Genomic DNA, 25,353 nt, shown 5'->3' on the forward strand with positions numbered 1-25,353 from the left:
AAAATAAAAAAGGCGGCGAGACCATCCAGTCTCGCCGCCTTTTTTTGCGCCGCCCGCATCAGCGGGCGACAACAACATCAATGATGGATCTTGGCTTCGGTGCGATCCAGGACCGCTTCCGGCTCGTTGGCCTCTTCCGACGTCTCGTTGTTGAGCTGCGCATGCAGGCGCTTCTCATCGAGTTCGTTGCTCCACTTCGCCACGACGATGGTCGCCACGCCGTTACCGATGGTGTTGGTCAGTGCACGTGCTTCCGACATGAAGCGGTCGATGCCGAGGATCAGCGCCAGGCCTGCGACCGGCACATGGCCGACCGCCGACAGCGTCGCCGCCAGCACGATGAAGCCGCTGCCGGTAATACCCGCCGCGCCCTTGGAAGTCAGCAGCAGTACCGCCAGCAAGGTCAGTTCCTGTGTCAGCGTCATCGGCGTGTTGGTCGCCTGGGCGATGAACACGGCCGCCATGGTCAGGTAAATCGCGGTGCCGTCCAGGTTGAACGAGTAACCGGTTGGAATCACCAGACCGACCACGGTCTTCTTGGCGCCCAGGTTTTCCATCTTGGCCAGCATGCGCGGCAGCACCGATTCGGACGACGAAGTGCCCAGCACGATCAACAGTTCTTCCTTGATGTACTTGACGAACTTCCACACGCTGAAGCCGTGCAGTCGCGTAATGATGCCGAGAATGACGAAGATGAAGAACAGGCAGGTCAGGTAGAACGTGCCCATCAGCTTGCCCAGCGACAGCAGCGAACCGACGCCGTACTTGCCGATGGTGAACGCCATTGCGCCGAACGCGCCGATCGGAGCTGCCTTCATGATGGTGCCGACGACCGAGAACAGGACGTGCGAGATTTTTTCGATGAAATCGAACACCAGCGTGCCGCGGCCGCCGAACTTATGCAGCGCGAAACCGAACAGCACCGAAATCAGCAGCACCTGCAACACATCGCCCTTGGCGAACGCATCAAACATGCTGGTCGGGATGATGTTCATCACGAAATCGGTGGTGCTGGTCATCTTGCCCGGTGCGGTGTAGGCGGCGATGCTCTTGGTGTCGATCGTGCTGGCATCGATGTTCATGCCCGCGCCGGGTTGCAGCACGTTGACCAGGATCAGACCGACGATCAGCGCCAGGGTGCTGACGACTTCAAAGTACAGCAGCGCCAGGCCGCCGGTCTTGCCGACCTTCTTCATGTCTTCCATGCCGGCGATGCCGAGCACGACGGTACAGAAGATCACCGGTGCGATGATCATCTTGATCAGCTTGATGAAGCCGTCGCCGAACGGCTTCATCGCCTCGCCCGTCTGCGGATAGAAGTGGCCCAGCAAGACGCCGATGGCGATTGCCACCAACACCTGGAAGTAGAGGGATCTGTAAAGCGGCGTTTTGGCGGCCATTGCGGTTCTCCGTTTATTATGAAATCTAGGAAGCTGTCTGCAGTCGACGTCGCAAGGTGCGTAACGCGGCATGAGTCGCTGCGGGCGCAAGTATGCCCGACCGGCATACCTCTAGATATTGTGGGAAACCACAACAAAATACAATTATTTCCCCGGGAGCAACTTTATGCGATTGCTTGAGGTGACAGCCATGGGGGATCTAAAAAACGAGGAATATGGATGAGGACGAGAACCGCCCTCACCCTTGCTCTGCCTGACGGCGGAATCAGTCCAATGCAGCGCGCATGTGGATGTGCGGGATACCGGCTTCCATGAATTCGGCGCCCTCCTGGGCGAAACCATGGCTGCCGTAGAAGGAGGCTGCATGCGTTTGTGCATTCAGCACCACTTCGCGGTCGCCGCGTGCACGCGCCGCTGCCATCAGCGCCTGCAGCACGCTGCCGCCGATGCCTTGACCGCGGCCGCTCTTGCGCACCGCCATGCGGCCGATATGACCGTCCGGCAGCAGACGACCGGTCGCCACCGGTATGCCGGCGGCATCGTAGGCGACGGCATGCACGCAGACGGCGTCCATCTCGTCCATTTCCAGTTCGGCCGGCACGTTTTGTTCAATGACGAAGACTTCATTGCGAATCACTGCGGCGTCTTCGCGCAGCACATCCCATGCGGCGATCTTGATGTTGTAGCTCATGTTCGGAATCTCTGTTGTTCTGGTGATATCGATGGTGCTCACGACTCGTCCGTCAGCTTCTTGGCGATGTCGAGGCGCTTGATCGCCTTGAAGGTGCCCATCGCCTTGGCGACCAGCTTGTCGCCGTTCCACAGCTCGGCTTCGCAAAAGCACATGGTGGTCGAGCGATGGTAGGCGACGCCCTTGGCGACGATGGTTTCGCCGGCCTTGCCTGCCGGCAGCAGGAAACTGGTGCTCATGTCGACCGTGGCGGAGGACTTGGCGTCCGGAATCGCGGTGCGCGCCGCCAGCCCCATTGCCACGTCCATCAGCGTCATCGAAATGCCGCCCTGCGCAACCAGCCAGCTGTTCATGAATTCGGGGCGCAGCAGCAACGCCATGGTGGCTTTGCCGTCGCCGTACTGCAGCACTTCGACGCCCAGGCTTTCCAGATAGGGATTGCCGTTGGTGAAAACTTCAGAGAGTGAATAAGTCATGTCCGCGCGTGGTCAGGCCAGATAGTCCATGCATTGACGCGCCTCGCGGATCGCGCCGATGAAAGGCTTGATGGCGATATGGTCGGGATGATCCTGGTAGGCGTCGAGCGCCGCCTGCGATTCGAACTCGGAATACAGCACCACGTCGTAAGTCGCCTCCAGCCCCGGCTGCGCCAGCGCCGCTTCGAACTTCAGGATGCCCGGCACCAAGTTCTTGCAGCCGTCCAGCAGTTCCTTCATCTTGCGCGCGTTGGTCGCCTTGTCGCCGCCTTCGGCCTGGTCTTTCAGTTTCCACATGACGATGTGTTTCAGCATGGCGAGTCTCCCGGCAAAATTAGCAAAGCCGTAATGATAAGCGAAGGCCGTCCGGGATGCTTTGATCGCTTGGATGCGGGCTTGTCTTCAGGTGATTTCAGAGAGAAACCCCGCGCCGTATTAAAATCCGTCCTTCGTTACTTTTTAATTGCCGTTGCCGTGATCAATCAACCTGTCGTCATGCTGGACTTCGAAACCACCGGCCTGAGCCCTGCGCAAGGCGCCCGCATCACCGAAGTCGCCGCGCTGCGCATCGTCGACGGTCGCGTGGTCGAGCGCTTCGTGTCGCTGATCAATTGCGGTGCCGAGATTCCTTACGAAATCACGGCACTGACCGGCATCACCCAGGACATGGTCGATTCGGCGCCGTCAGTGGAACGCGTATTGCCGGAATTGCTACGCTTCATCGGCAGCGACGCTCTTGCAGCGCACAATGCCAGTTTCGACGCCAAATTCCTCGCCGCCGAAGCCGAACGCCTCGATCTGCAGGCTGGTTATTCCGAGCTGGTCTGTTCGCTGCTGTTGTCGCGCCGGCTGCTGCCGGGCTTGTCCAGCTATCGTTTGTCGAGCCTGGCCGACAGCCTCGGCATCCGCTTCAGCGGCCATGCCCACAGAGCGGAAGCCGATGCCGAAGTCTCCGCCGAATTGCTGCTGCACCTGAGCGAGCGCCTGCGCGGCCATCACAAATGCACGCGTGTCGACCCTACTCTGCTGGCGGCGATCAATCGCCTCCCCGCCGCCAAAGTGCCGGTTTTCCTGCAACAGCAAGCGGCCTGATCGTCATTGCCGTCTACGCTGCAATGCGGAAAATTCTCTGTAAGCTTATGTAAGTTTCAAGCAAGTCCTGCGTAAGGTTCGCGTCGCACACTCCACCCGTGCACAAATGGCGCCTGCGCAGTTTGAGTCGTCCCGGTCGCCCGTTTGTACATCCAATTACATCAATAAATCTAGGAGACAAGCATGGCGACAGCTTCCACTGCGCACAGCATCACGCCCGAAGAGCGCAAAGTTATTTTTGCCTCTTCGCTGGGCACCGTGTTCGAATGGTACGACTTCTATCTGTACGGCTCGCTGGCAGCAATCATCGCCAAGCAATTCTTCGCCGGCACGGATCCCAACACCGCTTTCATTTTCGCGCTGCTGGCATTTGCCGCGGGCTTCATCGTGCGTCCATTCGGCGCGCTGGTGTTCGGCCGCCTGGGTGATCTGGTCGGACGCAAATACACCTTCCTGGTGACCATTCTGATCATGGGTGCGTCGACCTTCATCGTCGGTATCCTGCCGAACTACAACTCCATCGGCATTGCAGCGCCGATCATCCTGATCATCCTGCGCATTCTGCAAGGTCTGGCATTGGGTGGCGAGTACGGCGGCGCAGCGACCTATGTCGCCGAGCACGCGCCGGAAGGCAAACGCGGTTCGTTCACTGCATGGATTCAAACCACGGCAACGCTGGGCCTGTTCCTGTCGCTGCTGGTGATCCTGGGCGTGCGCACCGCCGTCGGCGAAGCTGCATTCGCCGATTGGGGATGGCGCATTCCGTTCCTGGTCTCGATCATCCTGCTGGCCATTTCCGTCTGGATCCGCCTGTCGATGAACGAGTCGCCGGCCTTCCTGAAGATGAAATCCGAAGGCAAGATCTCCAAGGCGCCGCTGACCGAAGCATTCGGCAAGTGGAAAAACCTGAAACTGGTCATTCTGGCGCTGATCGGCCTGACAGCAGGTCAAGCCGTGGTCTGGTACACCGGCCAGTTCTATGCCCTGTTCTTCCTGACGCAATCGCTGAAGGTCGACGGCCCTCTGGCCAACATCCTGATCGCAGCAGCCTTGCTGCTGGCAACACCGTTCTTCCTGGTGTTCGGTTCGCTGTCCGACAAGATCGGCCGCAAGCCAATCATCCTCGGTGGCTGCCTGATCGCTGCATTGACTTACTTCCCGATCTTCCAGGGCCTGACCCACTACGCTAACCCTGCGCTGGAAGCAGCACAGCAAAAGGCGCCGGTGATCGTTACTGCCGATCCTGCAGCTTGCCAATTCCAGTTCAACCCGACCGGCACCAAGAAGTTCACATCTTCTTGCGATATCGCGAAGGCAAAACTGTCGGCCGCTTCGGTCAACTACCAAAACGTGGCAGGTGCACCCGGTTCGGTCGCAACAGTGAAGATCGGCGACAAGGTCATCACTTCGTATGACGCCGTCGGTCTGTCCAAGGAAGATGCTGCCGCCAAGGACAAGGCATTCTCCAAGGAACTGGCTGACGACATCAAACTGGCCGGCTATCCGACCAAGGCCGATCCTGATCAGATGAACAAGCCGATGGTCCTGCTGTTGCTGTTCATCCTGGTGCTCTACGTGACCATGGTCTATGGCCCGGTCGCTGCCGCACTGGTTGAAATGTTCCCGACCCGCATCCGCTACACCTCGATGTCCATGCCTTACCACATCGGTAACGGCTGGTTCGGCGGCCTGCTGCCGACCACATCGTTCGCATTGGTGGCGTTCAAGGGCGACATCTACTACGGTCTGTGGTATCCGATCGTGATCGCACTGGCGACATTCGTTATCGGTCTGTTCTTTGTCAAAGAATCCAAAGACAACGACATCAACGCCGAAAACTAAAAGTATCAAGAGGGGGAAGCCGGACGGCTCCCTCGCTTGCAAGAAGTCTGAAAATACAAGTGAGAGAGTACGTCGAGCCGGTCAGGGCGAAAATCCTGACCGGCTTTTTTCTTGTATCAACTCCAGCAAACCTTGCGCCGCAATCGACAGGCTCCGTTCCTTGGCTTTGACGATCAGCAGCGGCCGCACCAACGTCGGTGCATTCAACGGTATCGCCACCAGGTTCGGATGACGGAACTGGAACAGCGTCAGCTCCGGCACCAGGCTCACGCCCAGCCCGCTTTCGATCAGGCCGGCAACGGTCGCCAGATGCTCCACTTCCAATCCCGTATTGATCACGCCGACCGGCTGCAGCAACGCGTCGAGATGCTGGCGTACGCTGGTCGAGCGCGCCAGATGGATCAGCTCGCAACCGGCCAGTTGCGGAATCTGGATGATGCGTTTTTTCGCCAGCTTGTGGTCCCTCCGGCAGACCAGATAAAACGGATCCGCGCACAAAGGTTGCGTGTCGAATTCCATCAGGTTCGGCCCCGGCGCCGTCAGCGCAATATCCGCCTTGCCCTGGCGCAGATAATTCAGGCAATGATCTGAGAGCGCATCGAACAACTCCACCGTCACCCCCGGATACTGGATGCGATACGCCGCGATCACCGGCGGCAGCCAACCCGCCGCCAGCGACGGCAAGGCGGCGATGGAGACTTTGCCCTTGCGCCGCGCCACATAGTCGCTCATGTTGGAAAACGCCGCCTCGATATCGGTCATCAGCTGACGCGCCACTTCGACGAACAACTCGCCTTCCGGCGTCAACGTCACGTTGCGGGTGTCGCGCACAAACAACTTCGCGCCGGCAGCGGCTTCCAGCTTCTGGATCATCACGCTGAACGCCGATTGCGACACATGGCAGCGCTCGGCCGCGTGGCCGAAGTGCCGGCAGTCGTTGAGCGCCAGGAAGCCCTGCAACAGCCGGGTGGAGATATTTGCTTGCATAGGGATTCATTCAAAAAACCGATTAATCAATCGGAAAAATGAACTTTACAACAAAATTGCCCGGCACCTACACTCGCCCCACCAACAAGAATCCATGGAAACCGGCAACGGTATTCCGTCAACAAAAATTCCGGAGACACGCATGCTTGCCCTGCTCGGCTTTATCACGATCGTTTTGCTCTTCACGGCCATCCTCACCAAGAAGATGTCGCCGCTGGTGGCGCTGATCGCCATCCCGATCGCCGCCGCGCTGATCGGCGGCTTCGGTATGCAGACCTCGAAATTCATCGTCTCCGGCGTCACCTCGATTGCCCCTGTGGCCGGCATGTTCGTGTTCGCCATCCTGTTCTTCGGCATCGTCACCGACGCCGGCATGCTAGACCCCATCATCACCCGCATCCTGCGCACCGTCGGCAGCCGTCCCAGCCGCATCGTGCCGGGCACCGCCCTGCTGGCGCTGCTGATCCACCTGGACGGTTCGGGCGCGGTGACCTTCCTGATCACCATCCCGGCCATGCTGCCGCTGTACACGCGCCTGGGCATCGACAAGCGCATCCTGGCCTGCGTGGCCTCGATGGCGGCCGGCGTCAACTTCCTGCCGTGGACCGGACCAATGATCCGCGCCTCGGCCGCGCTGCATATCCCTGTAAGCGACATCTTCACGCCGCTGATCCCGGTACAACTGGTCGGACTGGCATTCGTCTTCATCGCCTCCTACCTGCTCGGCCTGAAGGAAGAAAAGCGCCTCGGCCTGAGCAGCGGCGCCGCCGCCGGCGTGGTGCAGGAGCACGTGCTGACGGAAGAGGAAAAGAAGGTCCGCCGCCCGCGCAATTTCTGGATCAACATCGTGCTGACCGTCTTCGTGCTCGGCGTCATGATCAGCGGCAAAGTCGATCCGGTCGTGATGTTCATGATCGGCGTAGTGCTGGCGCTGATGGTCAATTATCCCGACGTCGCCATGCAGCGCGCCCGCATCGACGCCCATGCCAAGGCGGCGCTACTGATGGCCAGCATCCTGTTCGCCGCCGGCGTGTTCACCGGCATCATGACCAAGTCCGGCATGCTCACCGCGATGGCAAAAATGGCTGTCGGCTTCGTCCCGCCGTCGATGGCTTCGCACATCCCGGTCGTGCTCGGCCTGCTGTCGATGCCGCTGAGCCTGCTGTTCGATCCGGATTCGTTCTACTTCGGCGTGCTGCCGGTGATTGCCGAAGTCAGCCATCTGCTGGGCGTGCCGTCGATCCAGGTGGCGCAGGCCGCGCTGCTGGGCCAGATGACCACCGGCTTCCCGGTCAGCCCGCTGACGCCGGCAACCTTCCTGGTGTGCGGCCTGGCTGGCATCGAACTGGCCGATCATCAGAAGTACACGATTCCTTTCCTGTTCGGCGCCTCGGTGGTCATGACGATTGCCTGCGTGCTGCTGGGCTTGTTTCCTTTGCTGTAAAAAGGACCGACCATGAAAACCCTCCGCATAGGCGCAGGCGCCGGCTATTCCGGCGACCGCATCGAACCCGCCGTCGAACTCGCCGAAAAAGGCGAACTCGATTACCTGATCTTCGAATGCCTGGCCGAACGCACCATCGCCATCGGCCAGCAGGCGCGCCGCGCCGATCCGCAAAAAGGCTACGACCCGCTCCTGGCCGAGCGCATGCACGCCGTGCTGAAACTATGCGCCGACAAGGGCGTCAGAATCGTCACCAACATGGGCGCCGCCAATCCGCTCGCGGCAGCGAAGAAGACGCACGAAATCGCCCTTGCACTAGGCTTGCCCGATCTGAAGATCGCCGCCGTCACCGGCGACGACGTACTGGATGTTTTGCGCGACGGCGACTACCGCATCGAAGACAACGGCCTGCCCGTCAAATCGCTCGGCGACAAGCTGATCTCGGCCAACGCCTATCTCGGCGCACAGCCGATCGTCGATGCGCTCAAGGCCGGCGCCGACGTCGTTATCACCGGCCGCATCGCCGATCCGGCCCTGGTGCTGGGTCCGCTGATCCATGAATTCGGCTGGGCTGAAGATGACTGGAAAACGCTTGGACAAGGCACGCTGGTCGGCCATCTGCTCGAATGCGCAGGCCAGGTTACCGGCGGCTACTTCGCCGACCCCGGCAAGAAGGACGTCAAGGATCTCGCGCGTCTCGGCTTCCCCATCGCCGAAGTCGCCGCCGACGGCAGCGCCGTCATCACCAAGGTCGCCGGCTCCGGCGGACAAGTCACCGCCGCCACCTGCAAGGAACAACTGCTGTACGAAATCCACGATCCGCGCAGCTATTTCACACCCGACGTCATCGCCGATTTCTCAAAAGTCACCATCACTGAAGTTGGCCCGGGTCGCGTCGCCATCAGCGGCGGCAACGGCCGCGCCCGTCCCGCCACGCTCAAGACCACGCTCGGCTACGTCGACAGCTACGTCGGCGAAGGCCAGATCTCCTACGCCGGCCCCGGCGCGCAAGCACGCGGCCAGCTGGCGCTGGACATCGTCCGGGAGCGCCTCGCCATCACCGGCGTACAAACCGACGAAATGCGCTACGATCTGATCGGCGTCAACGCCATCCACGGCGCACAACTCTCTTCCGCTGCCAACGAGCCCTACGAAGTACGCGCCCGTGTCACCGGCAGAACGGCGAATCTGCGCGAAGCCGTACGCATCGGCAACGAAGTCGAAACGCTCTACACCTGCGGCCCGGCCGGCGGCGGTGGCGCCACCAAGTCAGCGCGCGAAGTCATTGCCGTGCTGTCGATGCTGCTGCCGCGCGAACTGGTCGCGCCGGCTATCCATTTCGAGGAGAACTGAGATGCTGCTGCGAGACATCGCGCATTCGCGCGCCGGCGACAAGGGCGACATATCCAATATCTCCGTCATCGCCTACGACCTCAAGGATTACGCCCTGCTGGAAAAGCACCTGACCCCGGAACGCGTCAAGGCGCATTTCGCCGGGGTCGTGCAAGGCGACGTGGTCCGTTACGCGCTGCCGCATCTGGGCGCACTCAACTTCGTCATGCAGCACGCACTGGGCGGCGGCGTGACGCGTTCACTGGCGCTGGATGCGCATGGGAAGAGTCTGAGTGGGGCGATGCTGGGGATGGAGATTTCGGACTGGCCGTGAGCAGAACACGAGATAAATGCGCTTATGCTAGCAAGCGCACCGGAATCTTGATGGTCTTGTCCCAGGTCAGCTTGAATTCCGCGTGGATTGCATCGACTTCGAGTTGAGATAAGTCGTCTTTAGACTTAGGAAGAAAATGGGACGGCTGCATATACGCAAACAGATAAACTGATCTTCCCAGCGGAAAAGAAAACCACGTCTCGAATATCACACGCTCACGCCGAATCGATTCTTTGGCTTCCAGATTCAGCATGGCAAGCTGCGCAGCCCAATGTTCCACTTGCCATGTACATCCTTCCTTAAGCTTGATGACTGCCGCAATCGGATCGTCATTGGTCGAGTCTGTACAGATACTCTGAAACGCATCTGATCTTACGTCCACTTGCAATTTGCATTCGTCTGCTTGGTAAGTGGGACACGTAGAACCCGGAGGCATATAGGTCAAAAGATAATCAGCGCCATCAATACAGGCTTTGAAGATACGTACGCATTGAACTGATCGAGCAGAACGTATTTCATGTGCCAGCCTGTCCGACGCCGAAAATTGGGAATTTTCTCTTTTCCCGATACTTGCGATGAATGCACGTGGTTGTGCGATATCTGGCATGTTACCTACTCTCCTTGACTCATCTTTCCGCGGCTGTTTTCAGCACCCATGCCTGAACAGCAGACGTATCGTGAATATCACCATCGAAGAGATATTGAGGTCTATAGAACTGATTGTTGCCGCGTAGGCGATTACGCCAGATTTTGATAGGCAACCACATGTGTATCCCGCTCGGCGTTCGCAACGACATGACTTCCATATAATTCGTATCGCCGCTCGTCGGCAATCCCATATGCATTACTCCTGGAACCTTTAGCACCATAGCCGATGCGCGTCATGTCAGATGGCTTGATCAACGCTTATTCCTCTGACAAGGATGCGGATTGAAACAGAAATGTGGGCGCATTAACCGCGACCTCACTCTATATCCGTCACTTTTCAGATTTTTTCTGGGACGATCTCATTTAAACACCGCCGCCAAAAGTTAATAATTTGGAAACACATGCGGCATCGGGCTATCCGGGATCGTTTCCTCTATCGCCAACTTTGGCTGTCCAAAACCCCCAGGATTTGGTATCGTCGCGCGATTCCCAGACTTTCCCATCCTTTCCTTTCTGCATTTATCCAATGAAGACACCCGTTCGCCTCGGCACCCCGCTGTCCCCTTCCGCCACCAAAGTCATGCTGCTCGGTTCCGGCGAGCTCGGCAAAGAAGTGATCATCGCCCTGCAACGCTTGGGCGTGGAAGTGATTGCCGTGGACCGTTACGCCGATGCGCCGGGCCATCAGGTCGCGCACCGCTCGTACGTGATCAACATGACCGACGGCGCCGCACTGGCTGCGCTGATCGCCAAGGAGCAACCGGACCTGGTGGTGCCTGAGATCGAAGCGATCGCCACCGAAACCCTGGTCGAACTGGAAAAAGCCGGCAAGGCGCGCGTCATCCCGACCGCCCGCGCCGCCTGGCTGACCATGAACCGCGAAGGCATCCGCCGTCTGGCCGGTGAAACGCTGAGCCTGGCGACTTCGCCTTACCGCTTTGCCGACAGCCTGGAAGAACTGAAAGCCGCCACCGAACAAATCGGCTTCCCATGCGTGATCAAGCCGGTCATGTCCTCCTCGGGCAAGGGCCAGTCGAAGATCGACAGCGCCGCCGAAGTGGAAGCAGCCTGGAACTATGCCGCTGCCGGTGGCCGCGTCGACTCCGGTCGCGTGATCGTGGAAGGCTTCATCGATTTCGACTACGAAATCACCCTGCTGACCGTACGCTCGCTCAACGAAAACGGCGACACCATCACCAGCTTCTGCGATCCGATCGGTCACGTGCAGGTCAAGGGCGACTATGTCGAATCATGGCAGCCGCATCCGATGCATCCTGCCGCGCTGGACAAAGCGCGCGACATCGCCCGCAAGGTCACCGAGAACCTCGGCGGCCTGGGTCTGTTCGGCGTCGAGTTGTTCGTCAAGGGCGAGATGGTCTGGTTCTCGGAAGTCAGCCCGCGTCCGCACGACACCGGCATGGTCACCATGGTCACCCAGATCCAGAGCGAGTTCGAATTGCACGCCAAGGCCATCCTCGGCCTGCCGGTCAACGTCGCGCTGCGCACGCCGGGCGCGTCCGCCGTGATCTACGGCCAGCATGACGCCAAGGCGATCGCCTTCGAAGGCGTGGCCGACGCGCTGCGCATCCCGGGCGCCGACATCCGCCTGTTCGGCAAGCCGGAATCGTTTGAACGCCGCCGCATGGGCGTGGCCCTGGCCGCCGCCGACAACGTCAGCGATGCGCGCATCCGCGCCAAGCAAGCCGCCGCCAAGGTCAAGCCGGTCAAGACTTCCTGATCGGTTTCAGCTTTACCGCATCGCTGCCCTCGGGCAGCGATGCATCCCCCGCTTTAACCTCCCCCTCCTCGAATTTCCCGCTGATCGGACCTCGCGCGATTGCCGGATATAATCGTGTCTCCCTTCCATCATCTTCCTCAGCCCTCATGAAATTCGATGTCGCCATCATCGGCAGCGGACTTGCCGGTTTGTCCGTCGCCCTGCATCTTGCCGAAAAGAAAAACGTGGTCGTAGTCTCCAAGGGCGAGCTGCTCGACGGCGCCAGCAACTGGGCGCAAGGCGGCATTGCTGCCGTGCTCGACTCGGGCGACAGCCATGACCAGCACATCGATGACACGCTGATCGCCGGCGCCGGCCTGTGCGACGAGGCGTCGACGCGCTTCATCGTCGAGCACGGCCGCGAAGCGATCGAATGGCTGATCGAACAGGGTGTGCCCTTCACGCGCGACGCCAGCGCCGAACTGGGCTATCACCTGACCCGCGAAGGCGGCCACAGCCAGCGCCGCATCATCCACGCTGCCGACGCCACCGGCCATGCCGTGCAGGTGACGCTGGAACAGCGCGTGCGCTCACATCCCAACATCACGCTGCTGGAGCATCACTGCGCCATCGACGTCATCACCACCAAGAAGCTCGATCCCGCCGCCGCAGGCACGCCGCGCTGCGTCGGCGTCTACGTGCAGGACATCAAGCAGGGCAAGGTCGTCACCATTGCAGCCGACCACACCGTGCTGGCCACCGGCGGCGCCGGCAAGGTCTACCTGTACACCTCGAACCCGGACTCCGCCACCGGCGACGGCATCGCCATGGCCTCGCGCGCCGGTTGCCGCGTCGCCAACATGGAGTTCATCCAGTTCCATCCGACCTGCCTGTACCACCCTTACGCCAAGTCCTTCCTGATCAGCGAGGCCTTGCGCGGAGAAGGTGCTTTGCTGAAGCTGCCCGCTTCGGCAGGTGCCGCTGCCGGCACACGCTTCATGCCGGAGCATGACGAGCGCGCCGAACTGGCGCCGCGCGATATCGTGGCGCGCAGCATCGATTTTGAAATGAAGAAGCGCGGCCTCGACCACGTCGATCTCGACATCAGCCACCAGCCGCCGGAGTTCATCAAGGAACATTTCCCGACCATCCAGGCGCGCTGCCTGGAGTTCGGCATCGATATCACCAAACAGCCGATTCCGGTCGTGCCGGCGGCGCATTACACCTGCGGCGGCGTAGTGACCGACATGTCCGGCCGCACCGACCTGTCCGGCCTGTACGCCGTCGGCGAGACCGCTTATACCGGCCTGCACGGCGCCAACCGCCTGGCCAGCAATTCGCTGCTGGAATGCCTGGTGCTGGGCCGCGCCGCCGCGCAATTCATCGAACAGCAAGCCGCTTTGTCCGAGATCGCCTTGCCGGCCTGGGACGAGAGCCGCGTCACCAACGCCGATGAAGAAGTCGTGATCTCGCATAACTGGGACGAGCTGCGCCGCTTCATGTGGAACTACGTCAGCATCGTGCGCACCAACAAGCGTCTCGAGCGCGCGCAGCACCGCATCCGCCTGCTGCGCGAAGAAATCGACGAGTACTATGCCAACTTCCGCATCACGCGCGATCTGCTGGAGCTGCGCAACCTGGTCGAAGTCGCCTCGCTGATCGTCAATAGCGCACTGGCGCGCAAGGAAAGCCGCGGCCTGCATTACAGCCTCGACTATCCGGACATGCTGGCGGATGCCGTGCCGACGGTCCTGTCGCCGAAAAAATGAGCGCGCCCGGTGACCACCCGGCGATTCGGTTCATAATGACGGCAGGAACAGCAACGACAAGATCACTGCAGCATTGAATGCAGCCTGCCCTGGGAGGAAACGATGAGCATTACGCGTATCAATACATTCCGGGCGCTCGACGACAAGGTCGACGCGCTGAAGAAATTCCTGACCGCCCTGTTGCCGAGCATCCGCGCCTCGTCCGGTTGCCAGTCCTGCCAGTTGCTGCAGGACCAGACCATCCCGGCGCGCATGGTGATCATCGAAGTCTGGGACAGCATCGATGCCCATCATCAATCGCTGCAACACGTGCCACGCGCAAGCATCGAGGAAGCGAAGACCATGCTGGCCTCACCGCCGGTCGGCGGTTATTACCAGTAAAAACTCGGCGGCAGCGTCACGCCGGCGCGGCATCCTTCGAGAATGAAGACAGTCTGAACGTGTTGCGTTGCCTGTTTGGTGCGGCCCGATTTACTATTGGGCCATCGCCAATCTTAGCTCCCCGACCAACATCGTGACACGCCCCACCGACCTTTCCCTTCTTCGCTTGTTCTGCCTGCTGGCGGGTGTTGCCTTACTCACCACGACCGCCCCTTCATCGGCCGCAGACGTTTCCTCCTCAACCACCGCCAAGCCGCGCCCGCGAATTGGCCTGGTGCTGTCCGGCGGCGGCGCGCGCGGCTATGCGCATCTGGGCGTGCTGCAATATCTGGAGAAGCTGCACGTGCCGGTCGACTACATCGCCGCCACCAGCATGGGCGCGCTGGTCGGCGGCCTGTACGCCACCGGGATTTCGGCGGAAGACCTGGAACAGCGACTGTCGCAGACCAACCTCAGCGACATCGCCTTCGACCGCAACGAGCGCGCCAAGCTGCCGCAGTCGCAGCGCGAAGACGACTTCCAGTATCCGATCTCGATTGCCGCCGGTTACGACGACGGCAAGCTCAAGCTCGCACCCGGCCTGGTGCAGGGAAACAATTTGCTGACCTTGCTGCAGAACTGGACGGCGCAGTTGCCGGCGGACATTTCCTTCAGCCACCTGCCGATTCCGTTTCGCGCCGTCGCCACCGATCTCGGCAAGGGCACCGAAGTCATCCTTGAGCGTGGCTCCTTGCCGCGCGCCATGCGCGCCAGCATGGCGGTGCCGGGTCTGTTCGCGCCGTATCCGATCGACGGCCGCACGCTGGTCGATGGCGGCCTGGTCAGCAACCTGCCGGTGCAGGAAGCGCGCGACATGGGCGCCGACGTCATCATCGCGGTCAACATCGCCACACCCTTGCAGGATCCCGCCAATCTACAGTCTCCCACCGCCGTTGCGCAGCAGATGGTCGGCATCCTGATCCAGCAGAACGTCAAGGCGCAAAAAGCCTTGCTGGGCAAGAGCGACGTGTTGATCGAACCGGAGCTGAGCGGCATGTCCTTCACCGATTTTGCGCGCGGCAAGGATGGCGTCAACGCCGGCTGGAATGCCGCGCAGAAGCAGAGCACTCGCCTCACCGAATTGTCTCTGCCGCCGGTCGAGTGGCAGGCGTATCTCGCGGCGCGTCAGGCCGGCCCGATACTGGCGCGCGATACGCGTGTCGATGCCATCGAGATCAAGACCACGGGACGGATTCCCGCAGCGTATGTACGCAGCCGGCTCAGCGTGAAGGAAGGCGACGTCTACGACGCCGACAAGATCAACCAGCAATTGTCGCAACTGGCGACCAATGGCGACTTCAACGCGCTGACGCAGGAGATCGTCGAAAAAGACGGCCGCCATGTGCTGCTGATCGACGCCGAAGAAAAATCCTGGGGGCCGCAATACCTGTTGTTCGGCCTTGGCATCTCCAACACCTTCGACGGCCGCGGCAGCGTCAATCTGCAGATCGGTCATCGCTATCCCTGGATGAACCAGAGCGGCCTGGAATGGCGCAACGACCTGCTTCTGGGCAACAAGCGCGCAAGCCTGCACAGCGAACTGCGGCAACCGGTTTTCGGGGCATCGGGCCTGTATGTTTCGCCCTATGTCGACATCAGCCGCCGCTATGTCGACGCCTATCTCGACGGCAGCGATGCCAAGGCGTCACCCGTGACGCAATACCGCATCGATTCATCCATCGCAGGCGTCGACCTCGGCATGCCGCTGGCGCGGCTGGGAGACTTGAGACTGGGTGTCAGCTATCAGCACATCAAGTACACGCCGACCTATAACCTCGCCCTGGGCAGTATCGGCTCCCTGTTCGACGCCACCCAGTCCAGCCAACCGGTTGCACGTGCACGCCTGACGATCGATCAACTCGACGATCCGCTGTTTCCACGCAAGGGTTATTACATCTATTCGGAAATCAATCGCGGGTTCGGCCAGGTAGACAATCGCTACAGCGATGCACAGCTAAGAACACTGTGGGCCTTCAGCAGCGATCGCAACACCTTCAATGTGGCATTGGAAGCGGCCAGCAATCTTTCCAGCAACAATGCCGGACCGGGATTTTTTCTGGGAGGATTTCAGCGTTTGTCGGCCTATGCGCCAGATCAGTTCTACGGCAGCTCTCTGCTGTACAGCCGCCTGACCTATCTGCGCGACCTGACCGACTACAGTCTGCTGGGTCTGCGCAATCCGGTGCTGGGCAGCAGCCTGGAAGCCGGCAACGTCTGGCAGACGCGGAATGCTTTCGGCGACGGTCCTTACAAGAAGAGCCTCAGCCTTTTCCTCGGCGGGAACAGCCCGGTGGGGCCGGTCTACTTCGGCGCGGCAGTCGGCCAGCAAGCCATATGGAATTTGTATTTGCAGCTGGGGCGCGTGTTCTGAGCAAGATCTGAAGAAGATCCGAGGCAGCTCGCCGGCGCTATTCTTTTTCGCCCTTGTCTGCGGCGGGCGCGCCACGCATGCGGGTGCGGGTCCGTTCCGGCATCGGCGGGAAACCAAAGAACTCCAGCACGCTATTGGCCACCTGATCGCGATCGTTGTCGACGCAGATCATGTGATAGCTGTTCTCCAGCACCACGGTGCGGGCATCGGCAATGTGCGCCTGCAGATATTCCGCCGAGCGCAAACTGGTGAGTTCATCTTCGCGCGCATGCACGATCAAGGTCGGCGCCTTGATGTTCTTCGCGCCGGCAGTGGCCCAGCTGCGCAGGCGATCGACCTGGCGGATGCACGCCATCGGCACCCAGCGGTAGTGGAAATTGTCGCCGCGCTCGAACTTGGCCTTGACCACGGCGCGCACCAGCGTGTTCTTGATGCCGTAGGGCTCGCCCTCTTCCACCTTCATGCGGGAGGCAACGCCGGGGATCAGGTAGAACAGCGGGCGCAAGTTTGCGTACCAGGGCGTCGACCAGCCGTCGATGTAGATCGGCGGCGCCAGCGTGACCAGCTTGCCCTGTTTCGCCGTGTGCCCGACCCGCTCGCACAAGACCAGCGCCAGCAACGCGCCCATGCACATGCCCATGACATGCAACTGCTCGTACTGCGGCTGCAATTCGCGATACTGCGCGACGAGCAGATCTATCCATTGCTCGGCCCGGATCGGAATGAGATCCTCCGGCCTGGTCCCGTGTCCGGGCAAGGTCACGGCATGGGTATCGGCGCCCGCTTTTTGCAGGATCTTGTGCATCGACCCCAAATCGTATTGCGTGCCGCCGAGGCCGTGAATCATGATGACGCCAACCTTGGCTGTCATTTTTCGCTCCGGCCTTGCGCGAGATCTGCGCCGTTGAAGTGCCAGGTCCCGGCGACCATGACGAGGCTGCCGTCGGGATCGCGCAAACTGCGACTCATGTCGATTGCTGCGATAATTTTTCCGTCGGCCAGCAGCAAGCGGAACGGCATGTCATCACGGACATCGTCGCTGTCGCCACTCTCTTCTTCCAGCCAACGCTGACGCAGGCGATGCTGATCCAGCGGATGCACCAGCTTCAATACGTTGTCCAGCGTCCTGAGCGTATCCGGTGGAAGACCGAGCAAACTTTGCACGTCGCCGCTCCAGGCGATGGTCTTCTTGTCGGGATCGATGCTGTACACCAGTTGCCGACTCACGGTCAGCGCCAGCTCGACGTTGCTCTTCCAGCGCGCGACATCTTCATGCAACTGCTCGCGGGTGGTCTTCAACGCACTGATCAGCAGCGACAATAACGACGCCACGGCAAGATAGATCTGCAACTCCAGCAAGGCATTGCTGGAGTTCAGCCGGACCAGCTCGACGAACGGTCCGCGTCCCAGCGAGTTGTAGACGAACGCCATCAGGGACAACACCGCGACCGACAAGGCGCCGCCGCGACCGCCCCAGAGCAAGGCGACCAGCGCGATGAAAAACAGCGGCAGATACGTCGTCGAAAAATCGATATCGAAAATAATGCGATCAAGCTCGCTGTCGAATGCCAGGTAAGCGGTTGCAATGACGGCAATGAAGGACGCCAGTCCCAGCAGGAATTCGGTACGCGCAATTCCGCCCGAACGCGTCGCCCGGAACTGCGACCAGCTCGCCAGCACCGGCGTCATGATGAGGATGCCGACCAGATCGGACAGCGCCCAGACGCGCAGTGTCGGCCAGAACGGCGTGCCTTGCGTCGCCGTGAACCAGGCTGCGCCAAAAAGACCGCTGACGATGCTGGCGCCAACGCCGACCATCAGCAGGCCGCGAACGAAAAACAATCCTTCCATCGGGAAAGGCGCGCGCCTGACCAGCCACACCGCCACCGCCGCAACGCCGATTTCATCCAGGCAGAACAAGGCCATGCGCCACAGTTCGCGATGCTCCAGCCAGCCCAGAAGAATCTGCGCGGCGAACAACAGCACCAACAATGGAAACCAGCGCGCGGTCGGCGTCAGCAACAAGGCGCTGACGGTAATCCCGGCGGGCAGCCAGATGTAGCCGGTGGCGACGAAGGAGCCGTTCAGCGCATGCGAGACGAAACCGAACACGAAATACAGTGCGGCCCATAACAGCGGTGCGGCGAGATTGTTTGATTTCACGTTGGATTCCCTGAAGATGATCTGCCGGTGCGGGCAGAAGTGCGGCAGTTCAATTGCCTTTTCTCACGCCCGGTGCAATGGCGCATTCTATCAGCGCCCGCAGCAAGCGCAGTCGCAAAACGACACAACCCGCATGCCGTGAAGGTCATGCGGGTTGTGTTGAAAGAAGGAAGAAAGCCGGCTCAGCCGACCTCAGCCAACCTCAGCCGATGATCCGCAGCGAATAGTCGATCGCCTGCAGGTCCTTGGTCAGGCTGCCGACCGAAATGCGGTCCACGCCGGTCTCGGCGATGGCGCGTACGGTTTCCATGTTAATACCGCCGGACGCTTCCAGCACGGCACGGCGCGCATTGATCATGACGCCTTCGCGCATCATGTCGAGTGTGAAGTTGTCGAGCAGGATCGAGGTGGCGCCTGCGGCCAATGCTTCGCCCAGCTCATCAATGCTTTCGACTTCGACCTGGATGCTGACGCCGGCGTTGAGCTTGATCGCCGCCGTCACGGCAGCGGTGATGCCGCCGGCTGCGGCGATATGATTTTCCTTGATCAGGATGCCGTCATACAGCGCCAGGCGCTGGTTCATGCCGCCGCCGACGCGCACTGCGTACTTCTGCGCCAGACGCAGGCCCGGCAGCGTCTTGCGGGTGTCGAGAATGCGCGCGCGGGTGTCGCGGATCAGGTCCACGTAGCGATGTGTGGCGGTCGCCACGCCGGACAGCAATTGCAGGAAGTTCAAGGCGCCGCGTTCTGCAGTCAGCAAGGCGCGCGCCGGACCTGCGATGCGGCAGACTTCGGCATCGGCCGGCATCAGGTCGCCTTCACCGAACTTCCAGTCGACGCGCAGGCGCGGATCGAGTCGCGCCATGACCGCTTCAAACCACGGCGCGCCGCACAGCACGGCCTGTTCGCGCACGATGACGCGCGCCTTGACATGTTCGTTTTCCGGCACCAGCTTGCCGGTGTGGTCGCCGTTGCCGACGTCTTCGGCGATGGCCAGGTTGACGTTGGCGTCGAATGCCGCCGACAAGGCCGGATCGAAAGGTGCAAAGGGATTGCGCAGATTGCTGGTGCTGCTGACGGTGAGACTCATGCTGGGCCGATTCCTGCAAACAGTGTTTGTTCGTTTTCCAATGCGCCGGTCGGGCGCACATTGGCTTTTTTCTGCGCCGCGAAGTCCAGCATGCGGTCGATGCAGACCACGGCTTTCTTGCCGATGGCAGGATCGACGTGGATTTCGTTGCTGCCGGTTTCCAGCACGTGCAGCAGGTTCTGCAAACCGTTCATCGCCATCCACGGGCAATGTGCGCAGCTCTTGCAGGTGGCGCTGTTGCCGGCGGTCGGCGCGTCGATGAAAATCTTGCCAGGTGCGGCGGCGCGCATCTTGTGCAGGATGCCGTTGTCGGTGGCGACGATGAATTCCTTGGCGTCCGACGATTGCACCGCAGCGATTAGTTGCGAGGTCGAGCCGATCACGTCGGCTTGCGCGACCACGCCTTCGGGCGACTCCGGATGCACCAGGATCAGGGCCTTGGGATACTCCTTGCGCAACAGTTCCAGTTCGACGCCTTTGAATTCGTCGTGCACCAGGCAGGAACCCTGCCACAGCAGCATGTCGGCGCCGGTCTGCTTTTGGATATAGCCGCCCAGATGCTTGTCGGGCGCCCACAGGATTTTTTTGCCTTGTTCATGCAGGTGCTTGACGATGTCGAGACCGATCGACGAGGTCACCATCCAGTCAGCGCGCGCCTTGACGGCGGCACTGGTGTTGGCGTACACGACCACGGTGCGGTCCGGATGGGCGTCGCAGAAGGCGTTGAATTCGTCGGTCGGACAGCCGAGGTCGAGCGAACAGGTGGCGTCCAGATCAGGCATCAGGATGCGCTTCTCCGGACTCAGGATCTTGGCGGTTTCGCCCATGAAACGCACGCCGGCGACCACCAGCGTCTGTGCGGCATGGTCACGGCCGAAGCGCGCCATTTCGAGCGAATCGGAGACGCAGCCGCCGGTTTCTTCGGCGAGGTCTTGCAGGTCGCCGTCGACGTAATAGTGCGCGACCAGCACTGCCTGTTTTTCCTTCAGCAACTGTCTGATGCGCGCCTTCAATGCCTGGCGTTCATCGGCCGTCGGCGTAGCCGGGACCTTGGCCCACGCGTTGGCTGTGCAGCTGCTGCCTGTCTCCATCTGTGGTCGTTCAAATTCGACGACCTTCATTGCGGTTGCTTGCATGGCTTGGACGATAAAAAGGCGATCGAAAAATCGATCGCCTGAAAAAAGTTATTCGATGCCCTGGCTGGACAGATAGTCTTCGTAGCTGCCACGGAAGTCGATGATCTGGTCTTCCTTCACTTCCAGAATACGCGTGGCCAGCGATGAAACGAACTCACGGTCATGCGACACGAAGATCAGTGTGCCGGCATACTTTTCAAGTGCGATATTGAGCGATTCGATCGACTCCATATCCATGTGGTTGGTCGGCTCATCCATCAGCAGGATGTTATGGCGACCCAGCATCAGCTTGCCGTACATCATGCGGCCCTTTTCACCGCCGGACAGCACCTGGACCGACTTCTTGACGTCGTCGCCGGAGAACAGCAGGCGGCCGAGGATCGAACGCACCGCCTGGTCGTCGTCGCCTTCCTGGGTCCATTGGCCCATCCAGTCGGTCAGGACTTCACCCTTGGCGAATTCTTCGGTCGGATCCTGCGGCATGTAGCCGACGTTGGCATTTTCCGCCCATTTGACCAGGCCGCTGTCAGGCTGCAGGCCGGCGACGTCGCCGCCGATACTGCGCAACAGCGTGGTCTTGCCGACGCCGTTGGCGCCGATGATGGCGATCTTTTCGCCGGCTTCAACCATGATGTTGAAGTTCTTGAAAATCGGACGGTCGTAGGTCTTGCTGATGCTCTGCGTTTCCACCGCCAGGCGATGCAGCTTCTTCTCGCCGTCGAAACGCACGAAGGGATTGGCGCGGCTGGACGGCTTGATGTCTTCGACCTTGATCTTGTCGATCTGCTTGGCGCGCGATGTGGCCTGGCGCGCCTTGGACTTGTTGGCCGAGAAGCGACGCACGAAGTCTTGCAACTCGGCGACCTTTTCCTTGGCCTTGGCATTGACCGACAGTTGCTGCGCACGCGCTTGCGAGGACGCCAGCATGTATTCGTCGTAGTTGCCCGGATAGACCTTCAGCGTGCCGTAGTCCATGTCGGCCATGTGCGTACAGACCTGGTTCAGGAAGTGGCGATCATGGGAAATGATGATCATGGTGGAATTGCGCTCGTTGAGCATGTCTTCCAACCAGCGGATGGTGTTGATGTCGAGGTTGTTGGTCGGTTCGTCGAGCAGCAGGATGTCCGGATTCGAGAACAGCGCCTGTGCCAACAAGACGCGCAGCTTCCAGCCCGGCGCGACGTTGCTCATCGGGCCCTGATGCTGTTCGATCGCCACGCCCACGCCCAGCAGCAGCTCACCGGCACGCGCTTCGGCGGTATAGCCGTCGTACTCGGCGAACTTGGCTTCCAGGTCGGCGGCCTTCATGTAGTCGTCGTCGGTGGCGTCCGGATTGGCGTAAATCGCGTCGCGCTCGGCCATCGCCGCCCACATCTCGGTGTGGCCCATCATGACCACGTCCAGCACGCGCATTTCTTCGTAGGCGAACTGGTCCTGGCGCAATTTACCGAGGCGTTCGTTGGTATCCAGGCTGACATTGCCGGCCGACGGCTCGAGATCGCCGCCGAGGATTTTCATGAAGGTCGACTTGCCGCAGCCGTTGGCGCCGATCAGACCGTAGCGGTTGCCGTCGCCGAATTTGACCGAAATGTTTTCAAACAGCGGCTTGGGGCCGAACTGCATCGTGATGTTTGCCGTGGATAACACTGAAAAAAGCCCTTACGTATTTAGATATTGCCTGAGGAGTTGCCCGACAAGTTGCCCGAAACCAAGCCAACCCACTGAGTCAGGTGTAAACGCGTGATTTTACCATTGCAGGCCAAGTCCGGCGTGACTGCGCCTTGCGGCGCAGGAAATTGCGGGCGCAATCGCTTTGAATTATTTCCCCGGCAACGGTTCCAACCGCTTTGCCCGATGACAGGAAAGACAGATGATCAAAACGACAACATCCCTATTCAACCAGCGCTGGCGCAGCCTGGCGGGCGCAGCGCTGCTGGCCTGCGGCGCGCTGGCGGCGGCCGGCGCCAGCCAGGCCGCGTACAACATCTGGACCAACGAATACACCGTGCCGAAGAAGGACCTGCAGTCGGCCATCGCCACGCAGTTCCCGCGCAAGCTGCGCTATATGGACATGTTCGACGTCAACCTGAGCAATCCGCGCCTGGCGCTCAATCCCGACAGTAATCGCCTGACCACCGTGGTCGACGCCCAGATCGACAACAAGCTGCTCATGAACAAACCCGTCAACGGCACGCTGGCGATGAGCAGCGCGCTCAAGTACGACGCTGCTTCGCGTACGGTCCGGCTGGATTCGCCTACCGTGGAAAAAATCGACATCGCCGGCGTGCCTGCGCAATACGCACCGCAGCTCAACGCCATCGGCAACGCCGCGGCGGAACAGGTGCTCAAGGATTACCCGCTCTACACCTTCAAGCCGGAACAGCTGGAAATGAACGGCAAGCGTTTCGAACCGGGCGCCATCACGGTGCTCAGCGATGGCGTCAAGGTCGAGATCAAGCCTTTGTAGATTTGCACATCAGGACAGGATTGGATAACCGCTGAGGCGCAGCGAGAAGCCGGAGGCGTCCGACTCCAGCTCGGCATGGGCGCCGACCGGCAAGCTCACGCGGTCGGCGATATGGCCGAACGGCAGACCGGTCAGCAGCGGCGCCGACAAATGCTGGCGCGCATAGCCCAGCATCTGCTCGAAATTGTAGCCATTGTCGTAGTCGGACAAGCGGTAATTGGAGAAATCCCCCAGCAGCACCGCCTTCTGGCGCGCCAGTACACCGGCGTGCTCCAGCTGCAGCAGCATGCGCTCGACGCGATACGGATGTTCGTTGACGTCTTCCACGAACAGGATGCCACCGTCGATCTGCGGAAAATACGGCGTGCCGAGCAGATGCACGACCATCGCCAGATTGCCGCCCCATAGCTTGCCCGAGACCTTCAGCGCAGGATTGCCCGCCTCTTCCACAGCGATGGTCTGCGTCGGCTGCGTGAGCGTGCGCCAGAAACTATTCATCGTCATCGCGCTCGGCGTCTCGGCGCCAAAATCGCTGCACAGCATCGGTCCGGCAATGCCGCCGGCGCCAGTCTGCGCCAGCAAGGCCAGATGCAAGGCGGTGATGTCGCTGTAGCCGACGAACAATTTGCCGCTGGCGGCCAGCGCTTCGTAGTTCAGCACCGGCAGGATGCGCGACATGCCATAGGCGCCGCGCAATGCGATGACGACCTGCACTTCGGGATCGGCAGCCGCTTGCTGGATGTGGGCCGCGCGGCCGGCATCGGTCGCGCCGAAACGCTGGTGCCGCGCCGCGTGATCGTAGTAGCTTTTGACTTTGCAGCCTTGCGCTTCCAGCAAGGCGATACCGCGCCCGACCGCCGCTTCGTCAGGTGCATAACCGCCGGGAGCGACGATGGCGACGCAGGCGCCGGCCGGTACGTGGATATCGGGAGCGAGCAAGGTCTCAGTCATTGGCTTCATCGTCGATTGAATGGGCGTTGGCATGGGCGTGGGCGATTGCCTGGCGTTGCAGTCTTTCCTGTTTCAGCTGTTCGCGGCGTTCGGAAAAAAAACTCTTCAGCATCTGTCCGCAGGCCTCCGCCATCACGCCGCCGACCAGCTCGGTGTGGTGGTTCAGTTGCTCCTGCGCGAACAGGTTGACCACCGAACCGCAGGCGCCGGTCTTGGGATCGCTCGCACCGTAGACCACGCGCGCCAGGCGTGCATGCATCATGGCGCCGGCGCACATCACGCAAGGTTCCAGCGTGACATACAGTTCACAACCGGGCAAACGGTAATTGCCGAGGATCTCGGCCGCTGCGCGCAAGGCCATGATCTCCGCATGCGCGGTCGGGTCGTGCTTGCCGATGGGCTGGTTGTAGCCGGTGGCGATGACTTCGCCGTCCTTTACCACCACCGCACCGACCGGCACTTCGCCGAGGTCCCACGCGTGCTGCGCCTGCACCAGTGCAAGTTGCATGTGCGCAGGTGAGGCCATGAACGTGTCGGTCATGATCGCTTGCGCCTCAGTCGGCTGTGATCTCGGCCCAGCAATTGGGCGTTTCGTGCAGCACCAGTTTCTGCAGATGCAGGCCGGTGCCGTAGGCGTCCTTGTAGGCCGCGTTAAGGATGTCGAAAGCGGTGCGCGCCAGGTTTTCTACGGTCGGGATGCGGTCGATCACGACCGTCTTGTGGTCCGGCAGGCTGGCCAGGAAGTCGCGCACGGGCAAGTCTTTTTCATAGACCAGGAAGGCGTGATCCCAGACGTCGACCAGATGCTGCTTGGCCAGCGTCTTGATGTCGGAGAAGTCCATGATCATGCCGTTGTCGGAGCTGCCCTCGACTTCGATGACCTTGCCGACCAATGTGATTTCCAGCGTATAGCGATGGCCGTGCAGATTGCGGCACTGGCTCTTGTGGTCGGGGATGCGATGGCCGGCATCGAATTCGAGTTTACGGGTGATGGTCAGCATGAACGCCTTAAGGATTGAATAC

General features: G+C 60.7%; 24 protein-coding genes. 10 read left to right on the forward strand and 14 right to left on the reverse strand.

Annotation, left to right across the window (positions count from 1 at the left end):
* Positions 1-77: 77 nt before the first annotated feature.
* The 4 genes from E4P32_RS07395 to E4P32_RS07410 form a co-directional block, all read right to left on the reverse strand.
* Complete coding sequence (locus E4P32_RS07395; RefSeq protein WP_116432572.1) at positions 78-1,400, reverse strand: dicarboxylate/amino acid:cation symporter; 1,323 nt, start codon at positions 1,398-1,400, stop codon at positions 78-80.
* 265 nt (positions 1,401-1,665) lie between these two features.
* Positions 1,666-2,091: a GNAT family N-acetyltransferase gene (locus tag E4P32_RS07400; RefSeq protein ID WP_116432571.1), complete on the reverse strand. Its 426-nt coding sequence runs from the start codon at positions 2,089-2,091 to the stop codon at positions 1,666-1,668.
* A 38-nt stretch (positions 2,092-2,129) separates the two neighbouring features.
* Entirely contained in the window at positions 2,130-2,567 is a 438-nt protein-coding gene (locus E4P32_RS07405) for a PaaI family thioesterase (protein WP_116432570.1), read from the reverse strand.
* A gap of 12 nt (positions 2,568-2,579) precedes the next feature.
* Positions 2,580-2,882: a Dabb family protein gene (locus tag E4P32_RS07410; RefSeq protein WP_116432569.1), complete on the reverse strand. Its 303-nt coding sequence runs from the start codon at positions 2,880-2,882 to the stop codon at positions 2,580-2,582.
* Positions 2,883-3,041: 159 nt separating this feature from the next.
* Here E4P32_RS07410 and E4P32_RS07415 point away from each other — a divergent pair, with 159 nt between their 5' ends.
* Together E4P32_RS07415 and E4P32_RS07420 are read left to right on the forward strand one after the other, a co-directional pair.
* Positions 3,042-3,659: a 3'-5' exonuclease gene (locus E4P32_RS07415; RefSeq protein WP_116432568.1), complete on the forward strand. Its 618-nt coding sequence runs from the start codon at positions 3,042-3,044 to the stop codon at positions 3,657-3,659.
* 183 nt (positions 3,660-3,842) lie between these two features.
* Positions 3,843-5,501 carry an MFS transporter gene (locus tag E4P32_RS07420; protein ID WP_116432567.1) on the forward strand — a complete coding sequence of 553 codons (1,659 nt, stop codon included), beginning with the start codon at positions 3,843-3,845 and terminating at the stop codon, positions 5,499-5,501.
* Between the two features lie 81 nt (positions 5,502-5,582).
* Here the strand turns inward: E4P32_RS07420 and E4P32_RS07425 are convergent, their stop codons facing one another.
* Positions 5,583-6,488 (reverse strand): LysR family transcriptional regulator, encoded by a 906-nt coding sequence (locus E4P32_RS07425; RefSeq protein WP_116432566.1) that lies wholly within the window; start codon positions 6,486-6,488, stop codon positions 5,583-5,585.
* Between the two features lie 142 nt (positions 6,489-6,630).
* Between E4P32_RS07425 and E4P32_RS07430 the strand changes: the two genes are divergently transcribed.
* From E4P32_RS07430 to E4P32_RS07440, 3 genes are read left to right on the forward strand one after another with little or no spacing between them, the layout of a single operon-like run.
* The gene (locus tag E4P32_RS07430; RefSeq protein WP_116432565.1) at positions 6,631-7,932 is read left to right on the forward strand and encodes a citrate:proton symporter; all 1,302 of its coding nucleotides are present in this window, start codon (positions 6,631-6,633) and stop codon (positions 7,930-7,932) included.
* A 12-nt stretch (positions 7,933-7,944) separates the two neighbouring features.
* A complete protein-coding gene (locus E4P32_RS07435; RefSeq protein WP_116432564.1) occupies positions 7,945-9,285 on the forward strand; it encodes an acyclic terpene utilization AtuA family protein in 1,341 nt (446 codons plus the stop codon).
* Between the two features lies 1 nt (position 9,286).
* Positions 9,287-9,598: a hypothetical protein gene (locus E4P32_RS07440; RefSeq protein WP_116432563.1), complete on the forward strand. Its 312-nt coding sequence runs from the start codon at positions 9,287-9,289 to the stop codon at positions 9,596-9,598.
* A 22-nt stretch (positions 9,599-9,620) separates the two neighbouring features.
* Here the strand turns inward: E4P32_RS07440 and E4P32_RS07445 are convergent, their stop codons facing one another.
* Entirely contained in the window at positions 9,621-10,205 is a 585-nt protein-coding gene (locus tag E4P32_RS07445) for a DUF6176 family protein (protein WP_135008719.1), read from the reverse strand.
* 567 nt (positions 10,206-10,772) lie between these two features.
* Here E4P32_RS07445 and purT point away from each other — a divergent pair.
* From purT to E4P32_RS07465, 4 genes are all read left to right on the forward strand, one after another.
* Positions 10,773-11,984, forward strand: coding sequence for a formate-dependent phosphoribosylglycinamide formyltransferase (gene purT, locus E4P32_RS07450; protein ID WP_116432561.1), 1,212 nt, complete (start codon positions 10,773-10,775; stop codon positions 11,982-11,984).
* A 146-nt stretch (positions 11,985-12,130) separates the two neighbouring features.
* A complete protein-coding gene (gene nadB, locus E4P32_RS07455; protein WP_116432560.1) occupies positions 12,131-13,732 on the forward strand; it encodes an L-aspartate oxidase in 1,602 nt (533 codons plus the stop codon).
* A 102-nt stretch (positions 13,733-13,834) separates the two neighbouring features.
* Positions 13,835-14,113: a putative quinol monooxygenase gene (locus E4P32_RS07460; protein WP_116432559.1), complete on the forward strand. Its 279-nt coding sequence runs from the start codon at positions 13,835-13,837 to the stop codon at positions 14,111-14,113.
* Between the two features lie 178 nt (positions 14,114-14,291).
* A complete protein-coding gene (locus tag E4P32_RS07465; RefSeq protein WP_116433843.1) occupies positions 14,292-16,523 on the forward strand; it encodes a patatin-like phospholipase family protein in 2,232 nt (743 codons plus the stop codon).
* 37 nt (positions 16,524-16,560) lie between these two features.
* On the opposite strand, the gene E4P32_RS07470 is transcribed toward E4P32_RS07465, so the two are convergent.
* From E4P32_RS07470 to E4P32_RS07490, 5 genes are all read right to left on the reverse strand, one after another.
* Entirely contained in the window at positions 16,561-17,394 is an 834-nt protein-coding gene (locus tag E4P32_RS07470) for an alpha/beta fold hydrolase (RefSeq protein ID WP_116432558.1), read from the reverse strand.
* Positions 17,391-18,686: an MASE1 domain-containing protein gene (locus E4P32_RS07475; protein WP_233526527.1), complete on the reverse strand. Its 1,296-nt coding sequence runs from the start codon at positions 18,684-18,686 to the stop codon at positions 17,391-17,393. Before E4P32_RS07475 ends, E4P32_RS07470 begins: the two co-directional genes overlap by 4 nt.
* Before the next feature lie 202 nt (positions 18,687-18,888).
* Complete coding sequence (nadC, locus tag E4P32_RS07480; protein WP_116432556.1) at positions 18,889-19,776, reverse strand: carboxylating nicotinate-nucleotide diphosphorylase; 888 nt, start codon at positions 19,774-19,776, stop codon at positions 18,889-18,891.
* The gene (gene nadA / locus E4P32_RS07485) at positions 19,773-20,912 is read right to left on the reverse strand and encodes a quinolinate synthase NadA (RefSeq protein WP_199525559.1); all 1,140 of its coding nucleotides are present in this window, start codon (positions 20,910-20,912) and stop codon (positions 19,773-19,775) included. The genes nadC and nadA overlap by 4 nt, the downstream gene beginning before the upstream one ends.
* 48 nt (positions 20,913-20,960) lie before the next feature.
* Entirely contained in the window at positions 20,961-22,559 is a 1,599-nt protein-coding gene (locus E4P32_RS07490) for an ABC-F family ATPase (RefSeq protein ID WP_116432554.1), read from the reverse strand.
* 223 nt (positions 22,560-22,782) lie between these two features.
* Between E4P32_RS07490 and E4P32_RS07495 the strand changes: the two genes are divergently transcribed.
* Positions 22,783-23,379 (forward strand): DUF1439 domain-containing protein, encoded by a 597-nt coding sequence (locus E4P32_RS07495; protein ID WP_116432553.1) that lies wholly within the window; start codon positions 22,783-22,785, stop codon positions 23,377-23,379.
* Positions 23,380-23,388: 9 nt separating this feature from the next.
* On the opposite strand, the gene ldcA is transcribed toward E4P32_RS07495, so the two are convergent.
* Genes ldcA through queD form a run of 3 tightly spaced genes read right to left on the reverse strand, consistent with a single transcriptional unit; the run spans position 23,389 to position 25,331 of the window.
* Positions 23,389-24,330, reverse strand: a complete 942-nt coding sequence (ldcA, locus tag E4P32_RS07500; protein ID WP_116432552.1) for a muramoyltetrapeptide carboxypeptidase — start codon at positions 24,328-24,330, stop codon at positions 23,389-23,391.
* Positions 24,323-24,871, reverse strand: a complete 549-nt coding sequence (gene tadA, locus E4P32_RS07505) for a tRNA adenosine(34) deaminase TadA (RefSeq protein WP_116432551.1) — start codon at positions 24,869-24,871, stop codon at positions 24,323-24,325. The genes ldcA and tadA overlap by 8 nt, the downstream gene beginning before the upstream one ends.
* A 13-nt stretch (positions 24,872-24,884) precedes the next feature.
* The gene (gene queD / locus E4P32_RS07510; RefSeq protein ID WP_016835459.1) at positions 24,885-25,331 is read right to left on the reverse strand and encodes a 6-carboxytetrahydropterin synthase QueD; all 447 of its coding nucleotides are present in this window, start codon (positions 25,329-25,331) and stop codon (positions 24,885-24,887) included.
* Positions 25,332-25,353: the final 22 nt, after the last annotated feature.

This window comes from Herbaspirillum sp. 3R11, assembly GCF_004563925.1.
Classification (GTDB): Bacteria; Pseudomonadota; Gammaproteobacteria; order Burkholderiales; family Burkholderiaceae_D; genus Herbaspirillum.